At 62.5% G+C, this 26,599-nt stretch carries 23 protein-coding genes, 1 pseudogene and 1 riboswitch; of the genes and pseudogenes, 11 read left to right on the top strand and 13 right to left on the bottom strand.

Annotated elements, in window-relative coordinates; all coding sequences use genetic code 11:
- Positions 1-127 precede the first annotated feature (127 nt).
- The 7 genes from P3C18_RS03200 to P3C18_RS03170 form a co-directional block, all read right to left on the bottom strand.
- Complete coding sequence (locus P3C18_RS03200; protein ID WP_275960426.1) at positions 128-565, bottom strand: hypothetical protein; 438 nt, start codon at positions 563-565, stop codon at positions 128-130.
- A gap of 185 nt (positions 566-750) precedes the next feature.
- Complete coding sequence (gene fba, locus P3C18_RS03195) at positions 751-1,815, bottom strand: class II fructose-bisphosphate aldolase (RefSeq protein WP_275960424.1); 1,065 nt, start codon at positions 1,813-1,815, stop codon at positions 751-753.
- A gap of 110 nt (positions 1,816-1,925) precedes the next feature.
- Positions 1,926-2,246, bottom strand: coding sequence for an MliC family protein (locus tag P3C18_RS03190; protein ID WP_275960423.1), 321 nt, complete (start codon positions 2,244-2,246; stop codon positions 1,926-1,928).
- Between the two features lie 26 nt (positions 2,247-2,272).
- Complete coding sequence (locus tag P3C18_RS03185; RefSeq protein WP_275960422.1) at positions 2,273-3,436, bottom strand: phosphoglycerate kinase; 1,164 nt, start codon at positions 3,434-3,436, stop codon at positions 2,273-2,275.
- A 3-nt stretch (positions 3,437-3,439) separates the two neighbouring features.
- Positions 3,440-4,495, bottom strand: coding sequence for an erythrose-4-phosphate dehydrogenase (gene epd / locus P3C18_RS03180; protein WP_275960421.1), 1,056 nt, complete (start codon positions 4,493-4,495; stop codon positions 3,440-3,442).
- A 66-nt stretch (positions 4,496-4,561) separates the two neighbouring features.
- Complete coding sequence (gene tkt / locus P3C18_RS03175) at positions 4,562-6,562, bottom strand: transketolase (RefSeq protein WP_275960420.1); 2,001 nt, start codon at positions 6,560-6,562, stop codon at positions 4,562-4,564.
- A 136-nt stretch (positions 6,563-6,698) separates the two neighbouring features.
- On the bottom strand, positions 6,699-7,823 hold the full coding sequence (locus P3C18_RS03170; RefSeq protein WP_275960419.1) for a TDT family transporter: 1,125 nt from the start codon (positions 7,821-7,823) through the stop codon (positions 6,699-6,701).
- A 110-nt stretch (positions 7,824-7,933) separates the two neighbouring features.
- On the opposite strand from P3C18_RS03170, the gene P3C18_RS03165 reads away from it, so the two are divergent.
- The 3 genes from P3C18_RS03165 to metK are packed head-to-tail and all read left to right on the top strand — an operon-like array spanning position 7,934 to position 11,119.
- Positions 7,934-8,845 (top strand): LysR family transcriptional regulator, encoded by a 912-nt coding sequence (locus P3C18_RS03165; RefSeq protein ID WP_275960418.1) that lies wholly within the window; start codon positions 7,934-7,936, stop codon positions 8,843-8,845.
- A 46-nt stretch (positions 8,846-8,891) separates the two neighbouring features.
- Positions 8,892-9,932, top strand: coding sequence for a metalloregulator ArsR/SmtB family transcription factor (locus P3C18_RS03160; protein WP_275960417.1), 1,041 nt, complete (start codon positions 8,892-8,894; stop codon positions 9,930-9,932).
- The gene (metK, locus tag P3C18_RS03155) at positions 9,929-11,119 is read left to right on the top strand and encodes a methionine adenosyltransferase (protein WP_275960416.1); all 1,191 of its coding nucleotides are present in this window, start codon (positions 9,929-9,931) and stop codon (positions 11,117-11,119) included. The genes P3C18_RS03160 and metK overlap by 4 nt, the downstream gene beginning before the upstream one ends.
- Before the next feature lie 144 nt (positions 11,120-11,263).
- Here metK and P3C18_RS03150 read toward each other — a convergent pair whose 3' ends face one another.
- A complete protein-coding gene (locus P3C18_RS03150) occupies positions 11,264-12,127 on the bottom strand; it encodes a hypothetical protein (protein ID WP_275960415.1) in 864 nt (287 codons plus the stop codon).
- A 140-nt stretch (positions 12,128-12,267) separates the two neighbouring features.
- Here P3C18_RS03150 and ligB point away from each other — a divergent pair, with 140 nt between their 5' ends.
- Positions 12,268-13,941: an NAD-dependent DNA ligase LigB gene (gene ligB, locus P3C18_RS03145; RefSeq protein ID WP_275960414.1), complete on the top strand. Its 1,674-nt coding sequence runs from the start codon at positions 12,268-12,270 to the stop codon at positions 13,939-13,941.
- Between the two features lie 7 nt (positions 13,942-13,948).
- Here ligB and P3C18_RS03140 read toward each other — a convergent pair whose 3' ends face one another.
- Positions 13,949-14,398, bottom strand: a complete 450-nt coding sequence (locus P3C18_RS03140; protein WP_275960412.1) for a cytochrome c — start codon at positions 14,396-14,398, stop codon at positions 13,949-13,951.
- A gap of 123 nt (positions 14,399-14,521) precedes the next feature.
- Positions 14,522-14,921 (bottom strand): annotated as a pseudogene (locus P3C18_RS03135) (MAPEG family protein).
- Positions 14,922-15,112: 191 nt separating this feature from the next.
- Positions 15,113-15,263: riboswitch (S-adenosyl-L-homocysteine riboswitch) on the top strand.
- A gap of 22 nt (positions 15,264-15,285) precedes the next feature.
- Between P3C18_RS03135 and ahcY the strand changes: the two are divergent.
- The 5 genes from ahcY to P3C18_RS03110 all read left to right on the top strand — a co-directional run bounded on the left by ahcY (position 15,286) and on the right by P3C18_RS03110 (position 22,238).
- Positions 15,286-16,680 carry an adenosylhomocysteinase gene (ahcY, locus tag P3C18_RS03130; RefSeq protein WP_275960411.1) on the top strand — a complete coding sequence of 465 codons (1,395 nt, stop codon included), beginning with the start codon at positions 15,286-15,288 and terminating at the stop codon, positions 16,678-16,680.
- A gap of 86 nt (positions 16,681-16,766) precedes the next feature.
- Positions 16,767-17,612: a methylenetetrahydrofolate reductase [NAD(P)H] gene (metF, locus tag P3C18_RS03125; protein WP_275960410.1), complete on the top strand. Its 846-nt coding sequence runs from the start codon at positions 16,767-16,769 to the stop codon at positions 17,610-17,612.
- Positions 17,613-17,825: 213 nt separating this feature from the next.
- Complete coding sequence (gene ppnN, locus P3C18_RS03120; RefSeq protein ID WP_275960409.1) at positions 17,826-19,199, top strand: nucleotide 5'-monophosphate nucleosidase PpnN; 1,374 nt, start codon at positions 17,826-17,828, stop codon at positions 19,197-19,199.
- Positions 19,200-19,384: 185 nt separating this feature from the next.
- Positions 19,385-20,149 carry a transporter substrate-binding domain-containing protein gene (locus tag P3C18_RS03115; RefSeq protein WP_275960408.1) on the top strand — a complete coding sequence of 255 codons (765 nt, stop codon included), beginning with the start codon at positions 19,385-19,387 and terminating at the stop codon, positions 20,147-20,149.
- 214 nt (positions 20,150-20,363) lie between these two features.
- A complete protein-coding gene (locus P3C18_RS03110) occupies positions 20,364-22,238 on the top strand; it encodes a DEAD/DEAH box helicase (protein WP_275960407.1) in 1,875 nt (624 codons plus the stop codon).
- 124 nt (positions 22,239-22,362) lie between these two features.
- Here the strand turns inward: P3C18_RS03110 and P3C18_RS03105 are convergent, their stop codons facing one another.
- Together P3C18_RS03105 and P3C18_RS03100 are read right to left on the bottom strand one after the other, a co-directional pair.
- Complete coding sequence (locus P3C18_RS03105) at positions 22,363-22,941, bottom strand: YceI family protein (protein WP_275960406.1); 579 nt, start codon at positions 22,939-22,941, stop codon at positions 22,363-22,365.
- Between the two features lie 60 nt (positions 22,942-23,001).
- Positions 23,002-23,547, bottom strand: coding sequence for a cytochrome b (locus P3C18_RS03100; RefSeq protein ID WP_275960405.1), 546 nt, complete (start codon positions 23,545-23,547; stop codon positions 23,002-23,004).
- Positions 23,548-23,848: 301 nt separating this feature from the next.
- Between P3C18_RS03100 and P3C18_RS03095 the strand changes: the two genes are divergently transcribed.
- Both P3C18_RS03095 and P3C18_RS03090 read left to right on the top strand, forming a co-directional pair.
- Positions 23,849-25,255 (top strand): adenosylmethionine--8-amino-7-oxononanoate transaminase, encoded by a 1,407-nt coding sequence (locus P3C18_RS03095; RefSeq protein ID WP_275960404.1) that lies wholly within the window; start codon positions 23,849-23,851, stop codon positions 25,253-25,255.
- An 80-nt stretch (positions 25,256-25,335) separates the two neighbouring features.
- Complete coding sequence (locus tag P3C18_RS03090) at positions 25,336-26,055, top strand: 16S rRNA (uracil(1498)-N(3))-methyltransferase (RefSeq protein ID WP_275960403.1); 720 nt, start codon at positions 25,336-25,338, stop codon at positions 26,053-26,055.
- Positions 26,056-26,112: 57 nt separating this feature from the next.
- Here P3C18_RS03090 and P3C18_RS03085 read toward each other — a convergent pair whose 3' ends face one another.
- Positions 26,113-26,583, bottom strand: a complete 471-nt coding sequence (locus tag P3C18_RS03085) for a chemotaxis protein CheW (RefSeq protein WP_275960402.1) — start codon at positions 26,581-26,583, stop codon at positions 26,113-26,115.
- Positions 26,584-26,599 lie beyond the last annotated feature (16 nt).

The following is a 26,599-nucleotide window of genomic DNA, read 5'->3' as shown; positions in this document are numbered from 1 at the left end:
CGCCAATCACCGCACGTTGCCTGCAACTTAGCCGGCTTTTACTGGTTAAATCCCGAATTTGCGCAACTGATCGCAACGCAAGTGCCAACTCGTTCGTACCGCAAACCCTCAATGCATCTACCTGGGATTACTGCGCCTGATCCACACAGGACCGAGCGTCGACATGAAAATCACAGGATTGCCCACGCAAATAACTGCGGTAGATCTGCAACAGCTGCGCGGCCGTCAGGCGACAGGTCTGCGCCCGGCACTGCGCATTAAAGGCAAAGGCGCTCTGCTCGGCTTCGGCCAGACGGATATATAGCGCCGGCCAGTCAGTGACGGGCGCATCGGCCGGGGTAAACAGCAAACGTCCGTCACGCTGCACCAGCGCCGCGCCGGCTGCGGCGTAGTCGAAGACAAACAGCAGCGTGCGCGAGGTCTTGGTGGTGCACTCGGCGCGGCTATCACAGTGCTGCGGATCGCTCGCCACAACCATGACGGCTGGCGGCTCGCTAACCGGCGGCTGACTTGTACAGCCGGCCAATGCGGTGAGTCCGACTAACAGCGCGATCAACCTCGTCATAGAGTCCTCCTGGATAACAAAAAGCCCCGCATCGGCGGGGCTCTAAGTACAAATTACGCACGATCTTGCGAGCTAGAGCGATACAAGGCGAAAGCAGCCGAGGAAGCGGAGTGTACGAGTTGTACATGAGCATTCCGAGGCTGCTTTCAACGCCGTAGCGCCGACGCGCAGCTGATTGTCTGGGGTTAGTTGACCTTGGCGGCCAGCTCACCTTTTGCATAACGCTGGAACATGCCTTCCAGGGAGATCGGTTTGATCTTCGAGGCGTTGCCGGCAGTGCCGAAGGCTTCGTAGCGCGCGATGCAGATATCACGCATGGCGGTGACGGTGGCGCCGAAGAATTTACGCGGGTCGAACTCGCTTGGGTTCTCGGCCATCAGGCGGCGCATGGCACCGGTAGACGCCAGACGCAGGTCGGTGTCGATATTGACCTTGCGCACGCCGTACTTGATGCCTTCGACGATTTCTTCAACCGGTACGCCGTAGGTTTCTTTGATGTCGCCGCCGTACTGGTTGATGATCGCCAGCCACTCTTGCGGCACCGACGAGGAACCGTGCATCACCAGGTGGGTGTTGGGGATGCGCTTGTGGATTTCCTTGATGCGGTCGATGGCGAGAATGTCACCGGTAGGTGGCTTGGTGAACTTGTAGGCACCATGGCTGGTGCCGATGGCGATGGCCAGGGCGTCGACCTGGGTTTGCTTGACGAAGTCGGCAGCTTCTTCCGGGTCGGTCAGCATCTGGCTGTGATCCAGCACGCCTTCGGCGCCAACACCGTCTTCTTCGCCGGCCATGCCGGTTTCCAGGCTGCCCAGGCAACCCAACTCACCTTCCACAGACACGCCGCAGGCGTGAGCGAAGGCCACGGTCTGCTGGGTCACGCGGACGTTGTAGTCGTAGTCGGCCGGGGTCTTGCCGTCTTCTTTCAGCGAGCCGTCCATCATCACCGAGCTGAAACCCAGCTGGATCGAGCGCTGGCAAACATCCGGGCTGGTGCCGTGGTCCTGGTGCATGCACACCGGGATATGCGGGAACTCTTCGATGGCGGCCAGGATCAGGTGACGCAGGAAGGGCGCGCCGGCGTATTTACGGGCACCGGCGGAAGCCTGGACGATCACCGGGGAATCGGTCTTGTCGGCCGCTTCCATGATCGCGCGCATCTGCTCGAGGTTGTTGACGTTGAAGGCCGGCACGCCGTAGCCGAATTCGGCGGCGTGGTCGAGCATCTGGCGCATGCTGATAAGTGCCATGGTGTTCTTTCTCCCGGTGGGGCTCGTTAATCGTGCAAGCCTGCCGCAGGGGCAGGCGCTATTCAAGTCATTCAGACCGGGGGTGAGCCCGGCCTGTATTCAAGTCGTTGTCAGGGTGCCTTGCAGCCACGGCCGATCAGGTCATCCTTGGCCGTCCAGTAGACCAGCCCTTCTTCGCCCTTAGTGTGAAAGGACAGCATGCCGTCGCTATACAGCACACCCGAGCCGGATGGCTCCTGAGTCAGGCGATAGACAATATCGCCGCCGCCCAGGCGCAGATCAACGGACTCACGGCTGCTGTCGGCAAAACGCCAGAGTACTTCGGTTTGACTGTCGCACACCCAGCGCGTCCAGTTATCCGACGGTGCCGGCTGGCTGGCGCAGGCGCCAAGCAGGCTGAGCAACGTCAGCAGCGTGGTTCTTTTCAGCATCGTGGCTCGCTCCCTGATCAGGCTGTTCACGCTTTAGCGCGCTGTTCCAACACTTCTACGGCCGGCAACACCTTACCCTCGACGAACTCGAGAAACGCGCCGCCGCCGGTGGAGATATAGCTGATCTGCGCGCCAACGCCGTATTTGTCGATGGCGGCCAGGGTGTCACCACCGCCGGCGATGGAGAACGCCGGGCTTTCGGCGATGGCCTGGGCCAGCACCTTGGTGCCGTTGCCGAACTGGTCGAATTCAAACACCCCGACCGGGCCGTTCCACAGGATGGTCTTCGACGACTTCAGCAGCTCGGCAAACTGCGCAGCGGTCTGCGGGCCGATATCCAGAATCATGTCGTCTTCAGCCACATCAGCCACCAGCTTGACGGTGGCTTCGGCGTCTTCGGCGAAGGCTTTGGCGACTACCACGTCAACCGGCAACGGCACGCTGACCTTGGCCGCGATAGCCTTGGCGGTGTCGACCAGATCAGCTTCATACAGCGACTTGCCCACCGGAAAACCGGCGGCGGCAAGGAAGGTGTTGGCGATGCCACCACCGACGATCAGCTGGTCGCAGATCTGGCTCAGGCTATTGAGCACGTCGAGCTTGGTCGACACCTTGGAGCCGGCAACGATTGCGGCCATTGGCTTGGCCGGGTTACCCAGGGCCTTGCCCAGGGCATCCAATTCGGCCGCCAGCAGCGGGCCGGCACAGGCGACCTTGGCGAACTTGGCCACGCCATGGGTCGAACCCTCAGCGCGGTGAGCAGTGCCGAAGGCGTCCATAACAAACACGTCGCACAGCGCGGCGTATTGCTGGGCCAGTTCATCGGCGTTTTTCTTCTCGCCCTTGTTAAAGCGCACGTTCTCGAACAGCACGATCTCGCCCGCCTTGAGCTCAACGCCGCCCAGATAATCCGCCACCAGCGGGACATCGCGGCCCAGCGCCTTGCTCAGGTAAGCGGCAACGGGCGCCAGGCTGTTCTCTTCACTGAACTCGCCTTCGGTCGGACGACCCAGGTGCGAGCAGATCATGACCGCTGCGCCCTTCTCCAGCGCCAGCTTGATGGTTGGCAGGGAGGCGAGGATGCGCGCGTCGCTCTTCACCGCGCCGTCTTTTACCGGCACGTTGAGGTCTTCGCGGATCAGCACGCGCTTACCGGCGAGGTCGAGGTCGGTCATCTTCAGAACGGTCATAGTTCAGTCCTTCACGGGGGCTGGAGTAGTCAGGGAGAGAAAGTGTTCAGCAACATCAAGCATGCGGTTGGCAAAGCCCCACTCGTTGTCGAACCAGGCCAACAAATTCACCAGACGCGGCCCGGAGACGCGGGTCTGGCTGCCGTCGACAATCGCCGAATGCGGGTCATGGTTGAAGTCGCAACTGGCGTGTGGCAGTTCGGTGTAGGCCAGCAACCCCTTGAGCGGGCCGCTCTCGGCCGCCTGACGTAACACGGCATTTATCTCGGCCGCCGAGGTATCGCGAGCAGTCTGCAAGGTGATATCCAGGCACGAAACATTCACCGTCGGCACGCGAATAGCTTTGGCCTGGATGCGCCCGCTTAGTTCCGGCAGCAGGCGCTCGATACCGCGGGCCAGGCCGGTGGACACCGGAATCACCGACTGGAAGGCCGAGCGCGTACGGCGCAGGTCTTCGTGGTGATAGGCATCGATCACCGGCTGATCGTTCATCGCCGAGTGGATAGTGGTGATCGACACGTAGTCGATGCCCACCGTCTCATTCAGCAACTTGAGCAGCGGCACGCCACAGTTGGTGGTGCAGGAGGCATTCGACACCAGCTGTTCGCGGCCCGTCAGGCAATCCTGATTGACCCCGTAGACCACCGTAGCGTCGATATCCGCCTCACTGGCCATCGGTTGCGACAGCAGCAGCCGTGGCGCACCCGCATCGATAAAACGCTGGGCATCGGCGCGGCTGGTGTACTGGCCCGAGCATTCGAGCAGCAGGTCGATATCCAGGGCTGCCCAATCGATGGCCTCAGGCGTCGCCTGACGCAGCACTTTCACGCAGTCGCCATTGATATGCAGGCAATCACCGTCGACCTTCACCTCACCGGGGAAACGCCCGTGGGTGGAGTCGAAACGGGTCAGGTATTCGATGCTGGCCTGGTCGGCCAGGTCATTCAGCGCGACGATTTCCAGCTGCGCCCCGGCGCCACGCTCATGCAACGCGCGCAGCACGCAGCGGCCGATACGGCCGTAGCCGTTGAGGGCAATTCGATAGGGGCGCTTGGGCATGGTGGTCTCGATAGGGAACCGTAGGATGGGTGAGCCGCAACGCGGCATCACCCATCATTCGCCGGATCAGGCGTCCAGCAGCTCGGCGGCGGTTTCCAGGATATTTTCGACGGTGAAGCCGAATTCCTCGAACAGCGCCGGGGCCGGGGCAGACTCACCGAAGGTGGTCATGCCGATGATGCGGCCTTCCAGACCCACGTACTTGTACCAGTAGTCGGCATGCGAGGCTTCGATGGCGATCCGCGCACCGACCTGCACCGGCAACACGGCTTGCTTGTAGCCGGCGTCCTGCTGGTCGAACACGCTGGTGGACGGCATCGATACCACACGCACCTGGCGGCCCTGCTCTTCCAGCTTGGCGGCAGCCTGCATGGCCAGGCCGATTTCCGAGCCGGTGGCGATCAGGATCAGTTCCGGCTCGCCAGCGCAGTCTTTCAGCACATAGCCACCACGCGCGACATCAGCCAGCTGCTGGGCGCTGCGGGCCTGGTGCGGCAGGTTCTGCCGGCTGAAGATCAGCGCGGAAGGGCCGTCGTTGCGCTCGATGGCGTACGTCCAGGCCACCGCCGATTCCACGGCGTCGCATGGGCGCCAGGTGTCGAGGTTCGGTGTGCCACGCAGGCTGGCCAGTTGCTCGATTGGCTGGTGGGTCGGGCCGTCTTCGCCGAGGCCGATGGAGTCGTGGGTAAACACGAACAGCACGCGCTGCTTCATCAGCGCGGCCATGCGCACGGCGTTGCGTGCGTATTCCATAAAGATCAGGAAGGTCGCGCCGTACGGCACGAAGCCGCCATGCAGGGCCACGCCGTTCATGATCGCGCTCATGCCGAACTCGCGCACGCCGTAGAACATATAGTTGCCGGACGCGTCGTCAGCCGACACGCCCTTGCAGCCTTTCCAAAGGGTCAGGTTGGAGCCGGCGAGATCCGCCGAGCCACCGAGGAATTCCGGCAGCAGTGGACCGAACGCGTTCAGTGCGTTCTGACTGGCCTTGCGGCTGGCGATGGTTTCGCCCTTCTCGGCGACTTCCTGAATATAGGCAGCGGCTTTGGCGGCGAAATCGGCGGGCAGCTCACCGGCGACGCGGCGTTTGAACTCGCTGGCCAGCTCCGGATAGGCGGCGGCGTAGGCAGCAAAGCGCTCGTTCCACTCGGCCTCGGCGGCAGCACCGGCAGCCTTGGCGTCCCACTCGGCGTAGATGTCGGCCGGGATTTCGAACGGGCCATGGTTCCAGCCTAGGGTGGCGCGGGTCAGGGCGATTTCATCGTTGCCCAGCGGTGCGCCGTGGCACTCTTCCTTGCCCTGCTTGTTCGGCGAACCGAAGCCGATGGTGGTCTTGCAGCAGATCAGGGTCGGACGGTCGCTGGTTTTGCGCGCGGTTTCGATGGCGATCTTGATTTCGTCGGCGTCGTGGCCGTCGACATTGCGAATCACCTGCCAGCCGTAGGCTTCGAAGCGCGCCGGGGTGTCATCGGTGAACCAGCCGTGCACTTCGCCGTCGATGGAGATGCCGTTGTCGTCGTAGAAGGCGACCAGCTTGCCCAGACCGAGGGTGCCGGCCAGCGAGCAGACTTCATGGCTGATGCCTTCCATCATGCAGCCGTCGCCGAGGAAGGCGTAGGTGAAGTGGTCAACGATCTGGTGGCCGTCACGGTTGAACTGCGCACCCAGCACTTTCTCGGCGATAGCGAAACCCACGGCATTGGCGATGCCCTGGCCCAGCGGGCCTGTGGTGGTTTCCACACCTGGGGTGTAGCCGTATTCCGGGTGGCCCGGGGTGCGACTGTGCAGCTGGCGGAAGTTTTTCAGGTCTTCGATGCCCAGGTCGTAACCGGTCAGGTGCAGCAGCGAGTAGATCAGCATCGAGCCGTGGCCGTTGGACAGAACAAAGCGGTCACGGTCAGCGAATTTCGGGTTGCTCGGGTTGTGCTTGAGGAAATCACGCCACAGCACTTCGGCGATATCCGCCATACCCATCGGGGCACCGGGGTGGCCGCTGTTGGCTTTCTGCACGGCATCCATGCTCAGGGCACGAATGGCATTGGCTCGCTCACGACGGCTGGGCATCACTGAATCTCCTACGGGGCTGCTTGGGCAACTGGGGGTCGAAAAAGGCGGCCATTTTCGCCCAGCGGGGCCTATTGGGGCAATCACAGATGGTCGTTAACCCCGGACAATCGGCAATTAGCTCGGGCCAGACGCCTCAAATCGACGTTTGCGTGGCCAGGCACGGCGCGCGAAACAGCTCGCCATGCCACAAACCGTGCAGCGTGCGGCGCATCACCAGTAACCAGACCAGCACCAGCTTGGCCGCCAGCAGCAGCCCCACCAAGGTGAAGAAGGCCAAGCCGGTCAGCTGCTGCAGGGCAAAGGTGGCCAGGGTGAACACCCCCAGTGGGAAGGTGAACCCCCACCAACCCAGGTTGAACGGCAGCTCACGGCGCAGGTAATGCTGGGTGAACAGGCTGGCCGCCACCAGCCACCACAACCCCGCGCCCCACAGCGCCAACCCGCCGACCAGGCCCAGCTGCTGCGCCATCTCGGCCGCACCCTGCAGGGCCGTCCCCTGCCAGGCCTGCGGCGCTGCCTGACCCAGGCTGATCAGGCCCAGGCAACCGGTGGCCAGCGGCCCCAATGGCAACCAGCTGCTGGCGGCAAAATCCATATCCGGCAACTTGTGCAGAGCCAGGCGCAGCAGCACCAGGGCGATCAGGGCAAACGCCAGGCTCAGCGACAACCCCCACAGCACATAGCCCAGGCTGAGCAGCAACTGCGCCGACTCTGCAGCCAGGTGTGGCGCCAGTGCCGCCGCGCCGCTGGCCACCACCTCGGGGGCGACAATCGGCAGCAGCCAGACGCCGGTCAGGGTTTCCAGCACATGCTTCTGCCGGGTGAACATCAAATACGGCACGCCGATCGCAGCGCCCAGGGCCAAGACCAACGCCAGCCACCACAAGCCATGAGCCAGCGTCACGAGGGCGGCGCCATGCAGCGGCACGGCAAACAGCAGCAGGCCGTTGATCACCTGCACCAGCCCCATGGGGATCGCCCCCAGAAACATCGACTGCACCGGGTGATCGAGCATCGGCCAGAGGGTGTCGCGAAACAGCAGCAAGCGTGCGGCAAACAGCAGACTGAACAGCGCGTACAACAACACCGTCAGCCACCACAGGCCTTCGGCCAGCAACAGCTGCCCTGGGAAAGACAGCGGCAGCTTGGCCACCACCTGCGCCAGCACGCCGGTGCCCATGGTCATGGCGAACCAGTTGGGGGTGAATTGACGAACAAAAGCCAGCGGCTCATGCAAACGGGTAAAGGGGCGCAACATCACGGCATTCCTCACAGACAATCGCCACTGGCGATCCATGACTGGGAGGTTAGGCACAGCCGTGCTATAGGTAAAATACATATAAAAGATACAAGGCATACCTTCTATTTATGAACCTGCACCACCTCAAGGTCTTTCTCGCCATCGCCCAGACCGGCAGCATCAGCGCCGGGGCCGCCCGCCTGTTTATCAGCCAGCCGGCGGTGACCCGCGAGATCCGCGAGCTGGAAGCCCGCCTGCGCCTGCCACTGTTCGACCGACAAAGCCGCGGCGTCACCCTCACCGCTGCCGGGCAACGCTTGCTGCCCTACGCCGAGCGCATCTTTGCTCTGGAGCAGGCCGCCGAGCGTGACCTGCAGGCGTTCGCCAGCCTCGGCTGCGGTGAGCTGCATCTGGGCGCCAGCGCCACCCTGGGCAGCTACCTGTTGCCGGCGCTGGTGGCGCAGTTTCATCAGCAGTACCCCGGCCTGCAGCTGAGCCTGCAAATCGACAATACAGCCGCCTGCCTGCAACAGCTGGAAGACAACACCATCACCTTGGCGTTTATCGAAGGGCCATTCGCCCCGGAGCAGTTCAACCACCGCCACCTTGGCACGGATGCGTTGCTGCCCGTCGCCAGTCCCAGTCATCCGCTGGCCAAGCAAGCAGCCATCAGCCCGATTGAGCTGGCCGACGCCGCCCTGCTGATCCGCGAACAGGGTTCCGGCACCCGCGCCACCCTGGAGCAGGCTTACCAGGCGCTCGGCCTGCAGCCGCGTATCGCCATGGCCCTGGGCAATAGCGAGGCGCTAAAGCGCAGCCTGTTGGCCGGTCAAGCCGTGGCCTGGATTTCCGAACTGGCGGTGCAGCAGGAGCTGCGCAACGGACAGCTGTGCCACCTGCCCGTCCGCGACTTGCAGATCAGCCGCGACCTGCATGCCGTCTGGCGTCGCGAACACAGCCTGAGTCCGGCCGCGAATGAACTGCTGGAGCAGGTGGAACAGGCACTGAGCACCAGCAAGGGCAATATCAAAACTTTTTGATATTCCCCTTGCTGGATAAAAAGTGACCGACTAGACTGCCCAGCCTATGAATATGCGCGCCTCCCATCTGGCCTTTGAGCCGGTCGACGCCCTCGCCGCCCTCGCCGCCCTGTGCAAGGCCAGCGGTGATGCGCTGCGCCTGAATATACTGCGTGCCCTGGCCAACGATTCATTTGGCGTACTGGAGCTGGCGCAAATTTTCGCCACCGGCCAATCCGGCATCAGCCACCACCTCAAGGTCCTGGCCCAGGCCGGCTTGGTGGCGACACGCCGCGAAGGCAATGCGATTTTCTACCGCCGCGCGCTGGCTCAGGGCGAGCAGCTGGGCAGCCGCCTGCATTCGGCACTGCTGGAAGAGGTCGATCAGCTGCAGCTCCCAGCCGAAGTGCAGCAACGTATTGCCGCCGTGCACGGTCAGCGCGCTGCCGCCAGTCAGGAATTCTTCGCCCGCAGCGCGGCGAGCTTCCAGGCCCAGCAGGACCTGATAGCCGGCCTGCCGCAGTACCGCGACAGCGTACTGGCCCTGCTCGACTCCCTGGGCTTTGCCAGTGATGCCAGCGCCGTAGAGATCGGCCCCGGCGACGGCGGCTTTCTGCCGGAACTGGCGCGGCGCTTCCAGCATGTGCTGGCCCTGGACAACAGCGCGGCGATGCTTGAACTGGCGCGCATGCGCTGCGCCGAAGAAGGCCTGGGCAATGTTGAGCTACAGCTGGCCGACGCGCTGCAGGACGACTATCCAGCCGCCGATTGCCTGGTGTTGAACATGGTGCTGCACCACTTCGCCGCCCCGGCCGATGCCCTCAAACAGCTGGCTCAGCGCCTGAACCCCGGCGGCAGTCTGCTGATCACCGAACTGTGCAGCCACAACCAGAGCTGGGCCCGCGAGGCCTGCGGCGATCTGTGGCTGGGCTTCGAACAGGACGACCTGGCCCGCTGGGCGGTCGCCGCTGGTCTCAACACCTGCGAAAGCCTGTATGTCGGCTTGCGCAATGGCTTCCAGATTCAGGTGCGGCACTTTGCCAAACCTTCACTAACTCATGGCCCACGGGCTGCAATTACCGGTAACCAACAGGAACCCGCACGATGAGCGAATACTCCCTCTTTACCTCCGAGTCCGTCTCCGAAGGCCATCCCGACAAAATCGCCGACCAGATTTCCGATGCGGTGCTGGACGCCATCATCGCCCAGGACAAGCACGCCCGCGTGGCCGTGGAAACCCTGGTCAAGACCGGCGTGGCCATCGTCGCAGGTGAAGTCACCACCAGCGCCTGGGTCGACCTGGAGCAGATCGTCCGCGACGTGATCTGCAATATCGGCTACACCAACTCCGACGTCGGCTTCGACGGCGCCACCTGCGGCGTGCTGAACATCATTGGCAAGCAGTCCCCGGACATCAACCAGGGCGTCGACCGCGCCAAGCCGGAAGATCAGGGCGCTGGCGACCAGGGCCTGATGTTCGGCTATGCCAGCAACGAAACCGACGTGCTGATGCCCGCACCGATCCGCTTCTCCCATGCACTGGTGCAGCGCCAGGCAGAAGCGCGCAAATCCGGCCTGCTGCCGTGGCTGCGCCCGGACGCAAAATCCCAGGTCACCTGCCAGTATGAAAACGGCAAGGTGGTTGGCATCGACGCCGTAGTGCTGTCCACCCAGCACAACCCGGAAGTGTCGCTGAGCGATCTGCGTGAAGGCGTGATGGAGCTGATCATCAAGCACTCCCTGCCAGCCGAACTGCTGCACAAAGGCACCCAGTACCACATCAACCCGACCGGTAATTTCGTGATCGGTGGCCCCGTGGGCGACTGCGGCCTGACCGGGCGCAAGATCATCGTCGACAGCTACGGCGGCATGGCCCGTCACGGCGGCGGCGCGTTCTCCGGCAAGGATCCATCCAAGGTTGACCGTTCGGCCGCCTACGCTGGCCGCTACGTGGCGAAGAACATCGTGGCCGCCGGCCTCGCCGAGCGCTGCGAAATCCAGGTGTCCTACGCCATCGGCGTAGCCCAACCGACCTCGATCTCGATCAACACCTTCGGCACCCACAAGATCGCCGAAGACAAGATCATCAAGCTGGTGCGCGAAGTGTTCGACCTGCGTCCGTACGCCATCACCAAGATGCTCGACCTGCTGCACCCGATGTACCAGGAAACCGCGGCCTACGGCCACTTTGGCCGCACCCCGGAGCGGAAGACTGTCGGCGACGACAGCTTCACCACCTTCACCTGGGAAAAGACCGACAAGGTCGCCGACCTGCGCGCTGCCGCTGGCCTGTAAGCCAAAATCGGCTGCAGAAAAAAATGGCCGGGAGCCATTTAACGTCGCACAGCGACGGCCCGCAGGGTGGCCGCCATGGATGGCGGGCAATAAAAAACCCGCTACGGCGGGTTTTTTATTGCTCTCGACTGTCACTTCACCGCCCTAGGGCGTCGGCGTAAACCAATAAGCAGGCTTGTCGAAGGGATGGTTCGAGGAAAGATGGGGATTGGCAATCCTCAATGTGCGTCGACGATCCAGGCCGAGCTGCTCGATGGTGGCGGCATATTCTTCGGTAAACAGGCGATCCAGGGTGCCATCGGCAATCAGCGCGTGCATGCCTTCCTCGACACGCTGCGCGCGCCAGCGCCCCTCGTCAGTGCGGGCAAACCAGAAGTACACCGGTAACGGGTAATACAGCAGCAGCTCGCGCTCGATGGCCATCTGTGGGTATTTCTTGCGCCAATGCGTCAGCTCGCCGCTGACCTCGCTGACGCCACGACCGAAGGCATCGAAGCGCCGCAGCATCAGCATATGGAACAAGCCTTCATAGCTGGTACCGGTGACCACCGGCAAGCCGGCCGCCTGATACACCGCCACATCAGACCACTCACGCTGCTGACCAAAACGCAGCTGGCGCAACTGCGCCAGCGACTGCACGCCGGCAAAACGCGGCTGATCCTCGGCCTGAATCAGGAACACCCGGTAACCGAGCAAGCCCTTGTCGACCGGAATCTTTACCGGTCGCAGGCTTTCTTCCAGTGCCTGCGTAGCATCCAGCACCAGGGTATTGAGGCCGCCATGCGGGCGCTGCATCTCGACGACCTGCAACTTCTCGCTCATTGGCTGGCCGGGCTCAAGCCGATAATCGCCGTATTGCTCGCGGGTTACCTCCAGCGCCGCGCGTAATACGCGCCAGTGATAATCGTAGCGCTGGTCATCGGCCGTCTCCGGCGCGTTGTGCACAAAGCGCCACTGCTCGGCCAGCGCATCGGCCGCCCGCACCCCGCCAAATGGCGCAAAACCCATGACAAGCAGGCACAGGCCTACACCCCAAAACCGATGCAATCCCATTGGCATAAAGCTGCCACCCCCAAACACGCGCTTAAGCTGACCTATTAAGCATAGCTGCTACGCTGGATAAACCGTTCCGAGCAAGGATGCTCAGCATGAAAGCCGCCCTAGCGCTGTTATTAATCGCCCTGACCCTCGACACCTGGGCCGCCCCCTGCCCGGATTGGCAGAGGCAACGCGCTGAGCTGGAAATCGCCGCGCTGAGCCAGCAACTGGCCGCGTGGGACGATGCCTACCACCGCCAGGGCGAATCACTGGTGGCCGACGAGCTCTATGACCAAGCCAGCGCCAACCTGCAGCGCTGGCTTGCCTGCTTCCCTGAAATCACAGTAGCCGCGACTAACCCACTCAGTACCAGCAACGGCCGTCATCAGCACCCAACAGCGCATACCGGCCTGCGTAAACTGGCTGACAACCATGCAGCGGAAGCCTGGATCAGCAGTCGCGAGGATTTGTGGGTTCAACCCAAGGTCGATGGCGTTGCCGTCAGCCTGGTCTATCGCGATGGCCAGCTGCAGCAGCTGATCAGCCGTGGTGATGGTCGCACGGGACAAGACTGGAGCATCCACGCCCGCCACCTACCGGCCATTCCTGCACACTTGCCCAAGCCGCTCAGCCTGGTGCTGCAGGGCGAACTGTATTGGCGTCTGCCGGGGCATATCCAGCACAAGGCCGGCGGCCTCGGTGCGCGCAGCAAGGTCGCAGGACTGATGAACAGACAGACACTGACCACCGAAGAAGCCGCCGGCATCGGTCTGTTTGTCTGGGATTGGCCCGACGGCCCGGCACTGATGCCCCAGCGCTTGCAGCAGCTGGCGGAGCTGGGCTTTGCCGACAGCCAGCAGTTCAGCCAACCGATCCGCAGCCTGGAACAGGCCGCCCACTGGCGCGAACGCTGGTACAACAGCGCCCTGCCCTTCGCCACCGATGGCGTGGTGCTGCGCCAAGGGCAACGCCCGGCTGCCGGGCGCTGGCAAGCCGAACCGCCGCACTGGGCGGTGGCCTGGAAGTACCCGGTCAGCCAGGCCTTGGCGGTGGTGCAAGCGGTGGATTTTCGCATCGGGCGCAGCGGGCGCATCACCCCGGTGCTGCGCGTACAACCGATAAAACTGGATGACCGGCGCATCGAATATGTCAGCGCCGGCTCGCTGCAACGCTGGCAGGCCCTGGACATTCGTCCCGGTGACCAGGTGGTGATCCGCCTGTCCGGGCTGACCATCCCAGTGCTGGACAGCGTGCTCTGGCGCACCCAGCAACGCGCCACACTGCAAGTGCCTGACCCTGCGGCCTATCACCCACTGAGCTGCTGGCGCGCCACACCGACGTGCGCCAGTCAGTTCCGCGCACGCCTGGCCTGGCTCAGCAGTAAACAGGGCCTGGCGCTACCGGGCGTGGGCCCCGGCACCTGGGAAAAGCTGCTGCATGCGCAACAACTCGACAGCCTGCTCGACTGGCTGCACCTCTCGGCCGAACAACTCAAAAGCATTCCAGGCCTGGGCCCACGCAGCGCCAGTGCCCTGCAACAGAGTTTCGACCTGGCCCGCGAACGGCCCATGCAGGACTGGCTACGCGCCCTCGGCCTGCCGGGCAATGGCAATCTGGCGCTGGACGCCGACTGGGACACCCTGGCGCAACGCAGCCTAGCCGACTGGCAACGCCAACCCGGTATCGGCCCGCAGCGCGCGGCGCAGCTGCAGGCCTTCTTTCAACACCCTGAAGTGCAGGCTCTGCGCGCACAACTGCGCGAGGCGCAGATAGTGGGGTTCTGAGCAGTCGTCAGAACGCGCGGAACTCTTCATGACAGGCCTTGCAGCTGTCTTCGACCCGCTGCATCGGCGCAACCAGCGCCTCCGGCTTTAACGGCTGTGCTGCAGTGGCGGTCACCAGCGCAGCGGTGCTGGCTTCCATGGCCTGGGCCAATTCCTGAAAACGCGCCTGGCGCTGCCAGACATCATCCTTGGCGCGGCTTTCCTCACCGTCTTCGCGCACCTGCGGGAAGTGCTGCCAGGGCGTGCGGGTCAGCTGATCGAGCTTGCTGGCGCCCTCGACAAATGCCTGCTCCTTGAACGCCAACCGTCCGCGCAGCATGCCGCCGAGGTCTTCGCTGACCTTGAGCATCTGCTTGAAAATGCTCTGACGCTGGCCTTGCGGCGAATTGGGATCGACACCGCCGCAGCCACTTACGGCCAGCGCCAGTAAAACCAGGGACAGGGTTTTAAGCTTCATAACACCTTCAATGCCAACAACCGGGTGGATAACGGGCGACAGTATCGCCACCCACCACCCACCGGCCAAGCGTGGTGTTTTGCCGCAGATGTCGGAAGCTGCGCGGGCGCTGGTGCGCAGAGGTTAAGCGGAGACCACAAACAGGCTGACGATCAGCGCCATACCGGCGAACCACACCAGCGAACCACACCAGCGAACGGATCGGCCCCCAGTCGGCCAGGTAGCACAGAAAATACAGCACCCGGCTGAGCACGAAGGCAATCGCCAGCTGATCCAGCAACCCCTGCTCGGCGCCGCCGGCCTGGTGGGCGATGATCACCGCCGCGGCGAATGCCGGAGTCACCTCGAAGCCATTGAGCTGGGCGTTGTTGGCACGCTTGCGCCAGCCTTCCAGACCGGAGAGAAACGCACGCGGGTCGCTGTTGGCACGCGGCCCATAACCGGCGCCGAGGAACTTGGCGCTGGCGGTGGCCAGGTAAGGCAGGACGATGGCAATCAGCACGCACCAGTAGGCAAGGGTCATACAGGCTCCAGAGGCTAGGACAGTGAGACTTGCAGCCTGTCGCAGGTGCGACACAAAGGCCATGGCTGAACTGGCCAGAACGCACGGCGCAACAGCCAATTCGCCCGACAGAAAGCCTTGGGCTTATGCGCCAGGCTGGCTATACTTCGCCAGCTTCACGCAACCGGCACAGCTCCGGTTGCTCCCGCCACCTGTCCGAGGGGCGCTGCAGCAAGCGGTAAATCTGTTTTGAATCCCCAAGCCCCGCATTCCAGCAATGCAATCAGGCGGATTCAAATCAGACTTCCGTCTGTCAGGCTCGGATGGGGCGTTAACCATACGCATCAACGGCGCCCATTCGCAGACAACGAATGGAGAGCTTTTTATGAGCGCCGCTTTTAACGATTACAAAGTCGCCGACATTTCCCTGGCTGCCTGGGGCCGTCGCGAAACCATCATCGCCGAATCCGAGATGCCAGCCCTGATGGGCCTGCGCCGCAAATACGCCGGTGAGCAGCCGCTCAAGGGCGCGAAGATCATCGGCTGCATCCACATGACCATCCAAACTGCCGTGCTGATCGAAACCCTGACGGCACTGGGCGCCGAAGTACGCTGGTCGAGCTGCAACATCTTCTCGACACAGGACCAGGCCGCTGCCGCCATCGCTGCTGCCGGCATTCCAGTATTTGCCTGGAAGGGCGAGACCGAAGAAGAGTACGAGTGGTGCATCGAGCAGACCATTCTCAAGGATGGCCAGCCGTGGGATGCCAACATGATCCTCGACGACGGCGGCGACCTGACCGAGATCCTGCACAAGAAATACCCGCAGATGCTCGAGCGCATCCACGGCGTTACCGAAGAGACCACCACTGGCGTACACCGCCTGCTGGACATGCTGGCCAAGGGCGAGCTGAAGATCCCGGCGATCAACGTCAACGACTCGGTGACCAAGAGCAAGAACGACAACAAATACGGCTGCCGTCACAGCCTGAGCGACGCGATCAAGCGCGGTACCGACCACCTGCTGTCCGGCAAGCAAGCGCTGGTGATTGGCTACGGTGATGTGGGCAAGGGCTCGGCGCAGTCGCTGCGTCAGGAAGGCATGATCGTCAAGGTCACCGAAGTTGATCCGATCTGCGCCATGCAGGCCTGCATGGACGGCTACGAAGTGGTTTCGCCGTTCAAGGACGGCATCAATGACGGCACCGCCGCCAGCATCGACGCACAGCTGCTGGGCAAGATCGACCTGATCGTCACCACCACCGGTAACGTCAACGTCTGCGACGCCAACATGCTCAAGGCTCTGAAAAAGCGCGCCGTGGTGTGCAACATCGGTCACTTCGACAACGAAATCGACACCGCTTTCATGCGCAAAAACTGGGCGTGGGAAGAAGTGAAGCCACAGGTGCACAAGATCCACCGTACCGGTGCCGGCAGCTTCGACCCGCACAACGATGACTACCTGATCCTGCTGGCCGAAGGCCGCCTGGTTAACCTGGGCAACGCCACTGGCCACCCAAGCCGGATCATGGATGGCTCGTTCGCCAACCAGGTGCTGGCGCAGATCTTCCTGTTCGGCCAGAAGTACGCCGACCTGTCGGCAGACCAGAAAGCCGAGCGCCTGACCGTGGAAGTGCTGCCGAAGAAGCTCGACGAAGAAGTGGCCCTGGAAATGGTCAAAGGCTTCGGCGGCGTGGTCACCCAACTGACCAAGACCCAGGCCGACTATATCGGCGTGACCGTCGAAGGCCCGTTCAAGCCGCACGCTTACCGCTATTGATGCGTAGGGTGGGTTGGCCGCGCGGCCGACCCATCGAGAACCCTGGTGGGTTAGCCTGCGGCTGACCCACCCTACGGAATGTCCTTATGTCTCAAGAACGCCGTTACAGCTTCGAGTTCTTCCCCACCAAGACCGAAGCCGGGCACGAAAAACTGATGAGTGTGGCGCGCCAACTGGCGACCTACAAACCCGATTTCTTCTCCTGCACCTACGGTGCCGGTGGCTCCACTCGCGACCGTACGCTCAATACCGTGCTGCAACTCGATGGCGAGATCAAGGTCCCGGCTGCGCCGCACCTGTCCTGCGTCGGTGACAGCAAGGCCGAGCTGCGCGAGCTGCTGACCCTGTACAAGAATGCCGGGATCAAGCGCATCGTCGCCCTGCGTGGTGACCTGCCGTCCGGTATGGGCATGGCCAGTGGCGAGCTGCGCTACGCCAACGAACTGGTCAGCTTTATCCGCGAAGAAACTGGCGATCACTTCCATATCGAAGTGGCCGCCTACCCGGAAATGCACCCGCAGGCACGCAACTTCGAAGACGATATCGCCAACTTCGTGCGCAAGGCCAAAGCCGGCGCGGACAGTGCGATCACCCAGTACTTCTTCAACGCCGACTGCTACTTCTACTTCGTCGAACGCGTGCGCAAGCTGGGTGTGGATATCCCCGTGGTGCCGGGCATCATGCCGATCACCAACTACAGCAAGCTGGCGCGCTTCTCCGACGCCTGCGGTGCGGAAATCCCGCGCTGGGTGCGCAAGCAACTGGAAGCTTACGGTGACGATACCGACAGCATCCAGGCGTATGGCGAGCAGGTCATCACTGAGATGTGCGAGCGCCTGCTGCAAGGCGGCGCTCCGGGTTTGCACTTCTACAGCATGAACCAGGCCGAACCGAGCCTGGCAATCTGGAACAACCTCAAGCTGCCACGCTAACGCTTCACGGCAGCAGCCTCGGCACCCGCGCCCTGCGGATGCCGAGGGCTGTTTATCCGGCCCTGCGCCGCAGCCTTTTTCACCACTCGCCTGGCAAACCACGGTAGCCTTTTGCAACGCACTGCCCGGTCAGCGCAGTCAGTCACGACCATACTTTCAGCAAGCGTCTAGCCATGTAGGGCTTACGCGGTATCACAACCATGGAGCGCCGCAATGGCCGCACGAAGAAAGACCAACGCCTCAGTCACCCCCAAAGGCAGCCTGGAAACCCTCTCGCAGCGTGAAGTGCAGCAGCTGCGCGAAACCGGTTCCGGCAGCGTTTATGCGCTGTTCCGCCAGTGCGCCCTGGCAATCCTCAACACCGGCTCGCACAGCGACAACGCCAAAACCATTCTGGAAGCCTACCCGGACTTCGAAATCCGCATCCTGCAGCAGGATCGCGGCATCCGCCTGGAGCTGTTCAACGCCCCGGCCGACGCCTTCGTCGATGGCGAAATGATCGCCAGCACCCGAGAGATGCTGTTCAGCGCCCTGCGCGACATCGTCTACACGCAGAGCGAGCTGGAGAACAAGCGCGTCGACTTCGACAGCTCCCAGGGCATCACCGATTACGTCTTCCACCTGCTGCGCAACGCCCACACCCTGCGCGCCGGCGTCGAGCCAAAGATCGTGGTGTGCTGGGGCGGCCACTCGATCAGCACCGAAGAATACAAATACACCAAGAAAGTCGGCCACGAACTGGGCCTGCGCGGCCTGGATATCTGCACCGGCTGTGGCCCCGGCGTGATGAAAGGCCCGATGAAAGGCGCGACCATTTCCCATGCCAAACAGCGCAATGTGCATGGCCGCTATCTGGGCCTGACCGAGCCGGGGATCATCGCCGCCGAAGCGCCCAACCCGATCGTCAATGAGCTGGTGATCCTCCCGGATATCGAGAAGCGCCTGGAGGCCTTCGTCCGTGTCGGACACGGCATCATCATCTTCCCCGGCGGTGCAGGCACGGCTGAGGAGCTGCTGTATTTTCTCGGCATCCTGATGCACCCGGACAACCAGAACATTCCCTTCCCGTTGATCATGACCGGGCCACGCAGCGCCGCCGCCTACCTCGAACAGCTGCATGATTTTATCGGTGCGACCCTGGGTGAAGCGGCGCAGCAGCGCTACAGCATCATCATCAACGACCCCGAGCAGGTCGCCCGGGAAATGGCCGAAGGGATCACAGCGGTGAAACAGTTCCGCCGCGAACATAACGACGCCTTCCACTTCAACTGGCTGCTGAAGATCGACGAAAGCTTCCAGCACCCGTTCGAGCCGACCCACGCCAACATGGCCAGCCTCAAGCTGACCCGCGAGCAGCCGGTGCATGAACTGGCGGCCAACCTGCGCCGAGCGTTTTCCGGGATTGTTTCGGGCAACGTCAAGGACAAAGGCATCCGCCTGATCGAGCAATACGGCCCTTACGAGATCACCGGCGACCGCGACATCATGCAGCAGCTCGACCAATTGCTGCAGGCCTTCGTCGATCAGCATCGGATGAAACTGCCGGGCAACAGCGCCTATGAGCCCTGCTATAGGTTGACCACCTGAGCGGAGGGGATTTTCGGCGAGCACGCGGGATGCTCGCCGATTCCCCTTTGACACCAGGACTGGGCATGGCGACCACTCCGTCATAGTGTCAATACAAGGTCGCGCCTAGTAGCATTCGACCAAAGCATGACTATGCAGTCGAACTATTTGCTGCCTACTCTGCTGCCATGAACACCAAACGCAGCATGCTCTTCATCGTTGTTGTTCTCGCGTGCTTGAGTCTCACCGCCCAAGGCCGCACGCTGCGCATCGTCAGCGAAGCCTGGCCGCCCTATATCTACGAAGAAAACGGCGAGCTGCACGGCCTCGACTACGACGTCACGAGGATCGTCCTGCGACGCCTCGGGGTGCAAGCCGAATGGCAAATGCTGCCCTGGAAGCGTTGCGCGCTGGCCCTGGAACAGGGCAAAGCCGATGCGATTCTCGGCAGCTACCGTACCCGGGAAAGCGAGGCTACTTTGCTGTTCCCCAGCGAACCGCTGTCGCGGATTGAGCTGTTACTGTTCTATACCAAGAACCGCCCCTACCCGTTTCGCGCCATCGACGACCTGCAAGGCCTGAGAATAGGCGTGTCCAGCCGCTACCGGTATTCCGAGCGGGCCTTCGCCGAATCAACACAGTTCGTCCGCGAACCGGCGCCCAACCATGCAGCCAATTTCGGCAAGCTGATGCGCGAGCGAGTGCACCTGGTGGTCAACGACCGCCATACCGGGCGTTTCGTGCTCGCCAGCATGGGCCTGAACGATGCGGTCAGTCATCATCCCCAGGTGATCGGTCGCGATTTCCTCTACCTTGGTTTGCGGCGCGGCGCGGGTCTAGATGACTTGGCCGAGGACTTCGCCCGCGAACTGCGTCTGCTCAAGCTTGAGCCGACCTACACCCTGCTGCTTGCCCGCTACGGCATACGTCCCAGCCTGCAACTCGCGGCCTCAAACCCCGCACCGCAGTAGCCGAAAACCCCACGACGACGGCGCTTCGCACCGTTAAGCAGGCCACAGCTGCGCAAAGCCTCAGCTCTGTTATACTCGGGCCTTCCCGCCAGGCTTGCGCCCGGATGCTAGCCCCCAGAGGTCAGCAGTACCGGACGGGATTGCGCCCCCCAAGCGCGATTCAAGCCAGGCAATACACCCCATAGGGCTGCGCCCTCACTAGACAGGATTACACATGTCCTTTGCTTCCCTCGGTCTCTCCGAGGCATTAGTCCGTGCGGTCGAATCCGCCGGCTACACCCAACCCACTCCGGTGCAACAGCGGGCCATCCCCGCCGCGTTGCAAGGTCGCGACCTGATGGTTGCAGCCCAGACGGGTACAGGTAAGACGGGCGGTTTTGCCCTGCCGATCCTCGAGCGACTGTTCCCCAACGGTCACCCAGATCGCGAACAGCGTCACGGCCCGAAACAACCGCGCGTCCTGGTATTGACCCCGACCCGCGAACTGGCCGCCCAGGTGCATGACAGCTTCAAGCTGTATGCCCGCGATTTGAAATTCGTCAGCGCCTGCATCTTTGGCGGCGTTGGCATGAACCCGCAGGTCCAGGCACTGGCCAAAGGCGTCGACGTATTGGTGGCCTGCCCCGGTCGCCTGCTCGACCTGGCCAACCAGCGCGCCATCGACCTGTCGCATGTAGAAATCCTCGTCCTCGACGAAGCCGACCGCATGCTCGACATGGGCTTTATCCATGACGTGAAGAAGGTCCTCGCCAAGCTTCCGGCCAAACGCCAGAACCTGCTGTTCTCGGCGACCTTCTCGAAAGACATCACCGATCTCGCCGGCAAGCTGCTGCACAACCCGGAACGCATCGAAGTCACACCGCCGAACACCACGGTCGAGCGCATCGAGCAACGGGTATTCCGCGTTCAGGCCAGCCACAAGCGCGCCCTGCTCGCCCACCTGATCACCGCTGGCGCCTGGGAACAGGTACTGGTGTTCACCCGTACCAAGCACGGCGCCAACCGCCTGGCCGAATACCTCGACAAGCACAACCTGCCGGCTGTGGCGATCCACGGCAACAAGAGCCAGAACGCCCGCACCAAAGCCCTGGCCGACTTCAAGGCTGGCAATGTACGCATTCTGGTGGCCACCGATATCGCCGCCCGCGGTCTGGATATCGATCAGCTGCCACACGTGGTCAACTTCGAGCTGCCCAATATCGAAGAAGATTACGTGCACCGCATCGGCCGTACCGGCCGTGCCGGTCGCAGCGGTGAAGCGATTTCCCTGGTTGCTCCGGACGAAGAGAAGCTGCTCAAGGGCATCGAGCGCATGACCAAGCAGAAGATCGGCGACGGTGATCTGCTCGGCTTTGATGCCAGCACCGTCGAGGCCGAGCGCCCGGAAGTGCGTGAGCCGCAGAAGCCACGTCAACCGCGCGGTGCCAAGCCGGAAGGCGAACGCCATGGCGGCGGGCGCAAGGACAAAGGCAAGGACAGCGGTCGCGACAACAACCGCAGTAAGCCCCAGGGCGGCCGTAGCCAACAGCCGCGTGGCGCATCATCAAGCCGCGCCGCCGCGCCAGCCGTGCCCGCACTCCCTCCGGACCGCGCGCCGGACGAGTTCCGCGACGATGAAATCGATAATTTCGGCAACCGTGCCGACTATGTAAGCCCGAACCAGAACAAGCAGCAGAACCGTGGCCGTCGGCCCGGTGCGCCTGCAGCACCAAGCGGTCCGAGCGCCAGCAATGGCGTCGGCCTGGGTGCTCGTCCAGCTAAGCCACCACGCAGCAACGGCGGCGGTGCAAATGCTGGCGGCCAAGGCCGTCGCCAGGGTTCAGGCTCTGCTGGCCAGGGTGGTCAGGGCCGTAATGGCTCCGGTCGCGCACGTCCGCCGCGTGACACCCGCACCACCTCGCTGAACCGCGATGAGCTGCCACGCCAGGAAGCCGCAGTGAAAAGCCCACGCGACAAGCAACCGGTGATCGTGCACAAGGGCTCGCGCCTGGACCGCTTCCCGACGCCGGAGCAGCTCGACGAACTGGCGAGCGCCCGTCCGCGCGGCGAAAAGCCGGCCCTGCTGACGCGCAACCGCGAAGAGTCGTAACTCGCTAGCCGTACACAAAAACGCCGCCCAATGGGCGGCGTTTTTGTTTGTGCATAGTAAGCGTTGCAGGTCACGCCATCGGCATGGGTATCGCTACGCTCAGCGGATCGCCGCCCGCCCCAACCTACTTGCGTACGCCTTCAACCGAGATGATCAGCTCAACGCTTTCCGACGCTGGGCCCAGATCCTTGGTGATGCCGAAGTCTTTCAGCTTCAGCGTGGTGCTGCCCTCGAAGCCGGCACGGTAGCCGCCCCATGGGTCTTTGCCTTCACCGATAAACTTGGCGGCAATCACCACCGGCTTGGTCACGCCATTGAGGGTCAGGTCGCCGGTGATATCTGCAGTGCCTTCGCCAGTGGATTTGACCGAAGTGGACGCAAAGGTCGCGGTTGGGTGCTTGCTGACGTTGAGGAAATCATCGCTGCGGATGTGCTTGTCGCGCTCGGCATGGTTGGTGTCGACGCTGGTGGTGTTCAGCGTCACGTTGACCTTGCTGTCCTGCGGCTTGGCGGCGTCGAAGCTGAAGCTGCCGTCAAAATCCTTGAACGTACCGTACAGCCAGCTGTAGCCCAGGTGGCTGATCTTGAAATTGACGAAGGCGTGCTGGCCTTGCTTGTCGATGGCGTAATCGGCGGCCATCGCCTGACCAGCGCCGATTAGTGCGCCACCAAGTGCCAGGGCTACGAGGGTTTTCTTCAACATGGGCATGCTCCTTATGAGTGTGGGATGGGGCCAATTCAGCCCCGGAAACAGCAAAGGTCATTAGCGACCAAACATCCGCGTCAGCGTACGGTCACGATCAATAAAGTGGTGTTTCAACGCAGCCAGGGCATGAATGCCAGCAAAGATCACCAGCGCCCACGCCAGGTATTCATGCACCAGCCCGGCTAAGTCTTCCTGATCAGGAATGCTGGTCAGGCTGGCCGGTACTTCAAACAAGCCGAATACCGGAATGCCGCGACCGTCTGCCGTAGAGATCAGGTAGCCGGAAATCATCAGCACAAACAGCCCCAGGTAGAGAAAGCTGTGGCCCAGCTTGCTGGCCAGGCGGGTCATCCGCCCGTGGTTCGGCAAACTCGCCGGTGGCGGACTGAACCAGCGCCACAGCACCCGACCGAGCATCACCGCGAACAGCACCAGGCCGATGCTCTTGTGCAGGTCCGGTGCGGTCTGGCGCCAGCTGCTGTAGTAGTCCAGGTCGACCATCCAGTAACCCAGACCAAACAGGCCGAACACGAACATCGCCACCAGCCAGTGCATGAGGATGCTGACCAGGCCGTAGTGAGAAGAGCTATTGCGCCATTGCATTGAAAGCTTTCCGAAAGAAGAACTGAGACCGCGAGTGGAGCAAGACTAGCAACAAACCTATCGACTAAAAGCGGAAATTTTCGCTTTGAAATATCGGGAAATACGATGCGTTACTCGCCCCTTCAACTCAGCGAATTTAGTCTAGCGGTACTCGGCAAAGTTCAGCCGCCAGGCTACAGGCGGCATGATAGAGCGGATCAGCGGAGGCTTGGGTATTTGAGCGCGGTTGTGCCGTCCATCCGCCGCAGTGCTTCTGATAGGCTTGGCGCAGATGATTGCGAGCCGAGGAATAAGTAGAGCGATGAGCCTGAACGACCAGTGGATGCAGCGTGACCTGAAAGTGCTCTGGCACCCCTGCACGCAAATGAAGGACCACGAGCAGCTGCCGCTGGTGCCGATCAAGCGCGGCGAAGGCGTGTGGCTCGAGGACTTCGACGGCAAGCGCTACCTCGACGCGGTCAGCTCCTGGTGGGTCAACGTGTTCGGCCATGCCAACCCACGGATCAATCAGCGCATCAAGGATCAGGTCGATCAGCTGGAGCATGTGATCCTCGCCGGCTTCAGCCATCAGCCGGTGATCGAATTGTCCGAGCGCCTGGTCAAAATGACCCCGGCGGGCCTGGACCGGGTGTTCTACGCCGACAACGGCTCGTCCTGCATCGAAGTCGCGCTGAAGATGAGCTTTCACTACTGGCTCAACGTCGGCAAACCAGCGAAGAAGCGCTTCGTCACCCTCTCCAACAGTTACCACGGCGAAACAATCGCGGCGATGTCGGTGGGCGATGTGGCGCTGTTTACCGATACCTACAAGGCGTTGCTGCTCGACACCATCAAGGTGCCCAGCCCGGATTGCTACCACCGCCCCGACGGCATCAGTTGGGAAGAACATTCGCGCACTATGTTTGCCGCCATGGAACAGACCCTGGCCGAGCACGGCCATGAAGTCGCGGCGGTGATCGTCGAGCCGCTGATCCAGGGCGCCGGCGGCATGCGCATGTATCACCCGATCTACCTCAAGCTACTGCGCGAAGCCTGCGACCGCTACGGCGTGCACCTGATCCATGACGAGATTGCCGTAGGCTTCGGCCGCACCGGAACGATGTTCGCCTGCGAACAGGCCGGCATCCGTCCGGATTTCCTCTGCCTATCGAAAGCGCTCACCGGCGGCTATCTGCCGCTGGCCGCCTGCCTGACCACCAACGAGGTGTATGAGGCGTTCTACGACGACTACTCGACCCTGCGCGCCTTTCTCCACTCGCACAGCTACACCGGCAATCCGCTGGCCTGCGCCGCCGCCCTGGCGACCCTGGATATCTTCGAGCAGGACAATGTGATTGAAGCCAACAAGGCCCTTGCCGCGCGGATGGCCAGCGCCACCGCGCACCTGGCCGATCACCCGCATGTCGCCGAAGTGCGTCAGACTGGCATGGCCCTGGCCATCGAGATGGTGCAGGACAAAGCCAGCAAAACCGCCTACCCCTGGCAGGAGCGTCGCGGCCTCAAGGTGTTCCAGCACGCCCTGGAGCGCGGCGCACTGCTACGGCCACTGGGCAGCGTGGTGTATTTCCTGCCGCCTTACGTGATCACCCCCGAGCAGATCGACTTTCTTGCCGAGGTGGCCAGTGAAGGCATCGACATCGCCACCCGCACCTCGGTCAGCGTGGCGCAAGGCAATGCCAACTACCCCGGTTTTCGCGATCCGGGCTGACGTCATCCACCCTACGGATATCAATGCGCACGGCTCAGCCTAAGGCTAAAATTCGCGCCTTTACTCTAGGTTCACCTCTTATGCGCCTATCCCGTTTCTTTATCGATGCCCCCCTCTCCCTCGGCCAACACGAGCTGCCGGAAGCCCAGGCCCATTACATCGGCCGCGTGCTGCGGCATACCGTGGGCGATGCGCTGCAATTGTTCGATGGCAGTGGCCAGGAATACCGCGGCGAGCTTATCGAAGTGGGCAAGAAAAGCGTGCGTGTCGAGTTACGTGAAGCCTTTTCCGGACAGGCCGAATCACCGCTGCATATTCATCTGGGTCAGGGCCTGTCACGAGGCGAACGCATGGATTGGGCGATTCAGAAGGCGACCGAGCTGGGTGCCAACGAAATCAGCCTGATCGTCAGCGAACGCTGCGAAGTGCGCTTCAAGGATGAACGCGCCGACAAGCGCATGGCGCACTGGCGGCAGGTGGCGATCAGCGCCTGCGAGCAATGCGGCCGCTCGGTGCTGCCGATCATTCACCCGCCCACCAGCCTCGCAGACTGGCTGACGCAGGTCTCGGCCGACCTCAAGCTAGTGCTGCACCCGGTCGCCGAGCCCTGGGCCAGCCATCCGCAACCACAGTCGCTGGCCTTTCTGATCGGCCCGGAAGGCGGCCTGAGTGACAGCGAAGTAAGCCAGGCAAAGGCCCAGGGTTTTCACGCCGCGCGCCTCGGCCCACGGGTGCTGCGTACGGAGACCGCGCCGGTCGTCGCCTTGAGCGTGGCGCAGCAGTTGTGGGGCGATTTCTAAGCGCTACTCCAACGCCATAAAAAAGCCCGCTGATGCGGGCTTTTGTTTTTCCTTCGGTCAGATCAATCCGGCATCCGCCAGCTTCTGCTCCAGACCGATCAAATCCGGGATCTTCAGTACCGCGTCGCCAAACTGCACCGCATCCAGCTCCAGCGGCGCCAGATCGACATCCGCACGCAGCAGATCGCTACCGACCTTGATCGAGCGCGGAATACCCTGCACCAGCACGGCAATGAACTTGACGCTAGGCCGGCCACCCAGGGCGTTGATTACCGCCACCCGTGAGCCGGGACTGATGCTGGCCTGACCATCCGATGCGGCCTCGAACGACAACAGCGGCAGGCGCAGATCGCGCCAGGCAATCTGCCCGAGGAACCAGCTGGGCATGCCTTCGCTGACCTGCGGCGTGCGGTAGGGAATCAGCTCGGCAACCGCGACGTTGGGCAGCAGCAGAGTACGGTCAGTCAGCGGCATCAACAGGCCGGTAAGGCTGTTGGCGCTGTTCTGCGTGGCGACGGCTTGGCTCATGGATATTTCCTGTACA

It is taken from the genome of Pseudomonas sp. 1928-m, from assembly GCF_029269135.1.
In the GTDB taxonomy this organism is placed as follows: domain Bacteria; phylum Pseudomonadota; class Gammaproteobacteria; order Pseudomonadales; family Pseudomonadaceae; genus Aquipseudomonas.
This window is presented reverse-complemented; position numbering and strand designations above follow the sequence as displayed.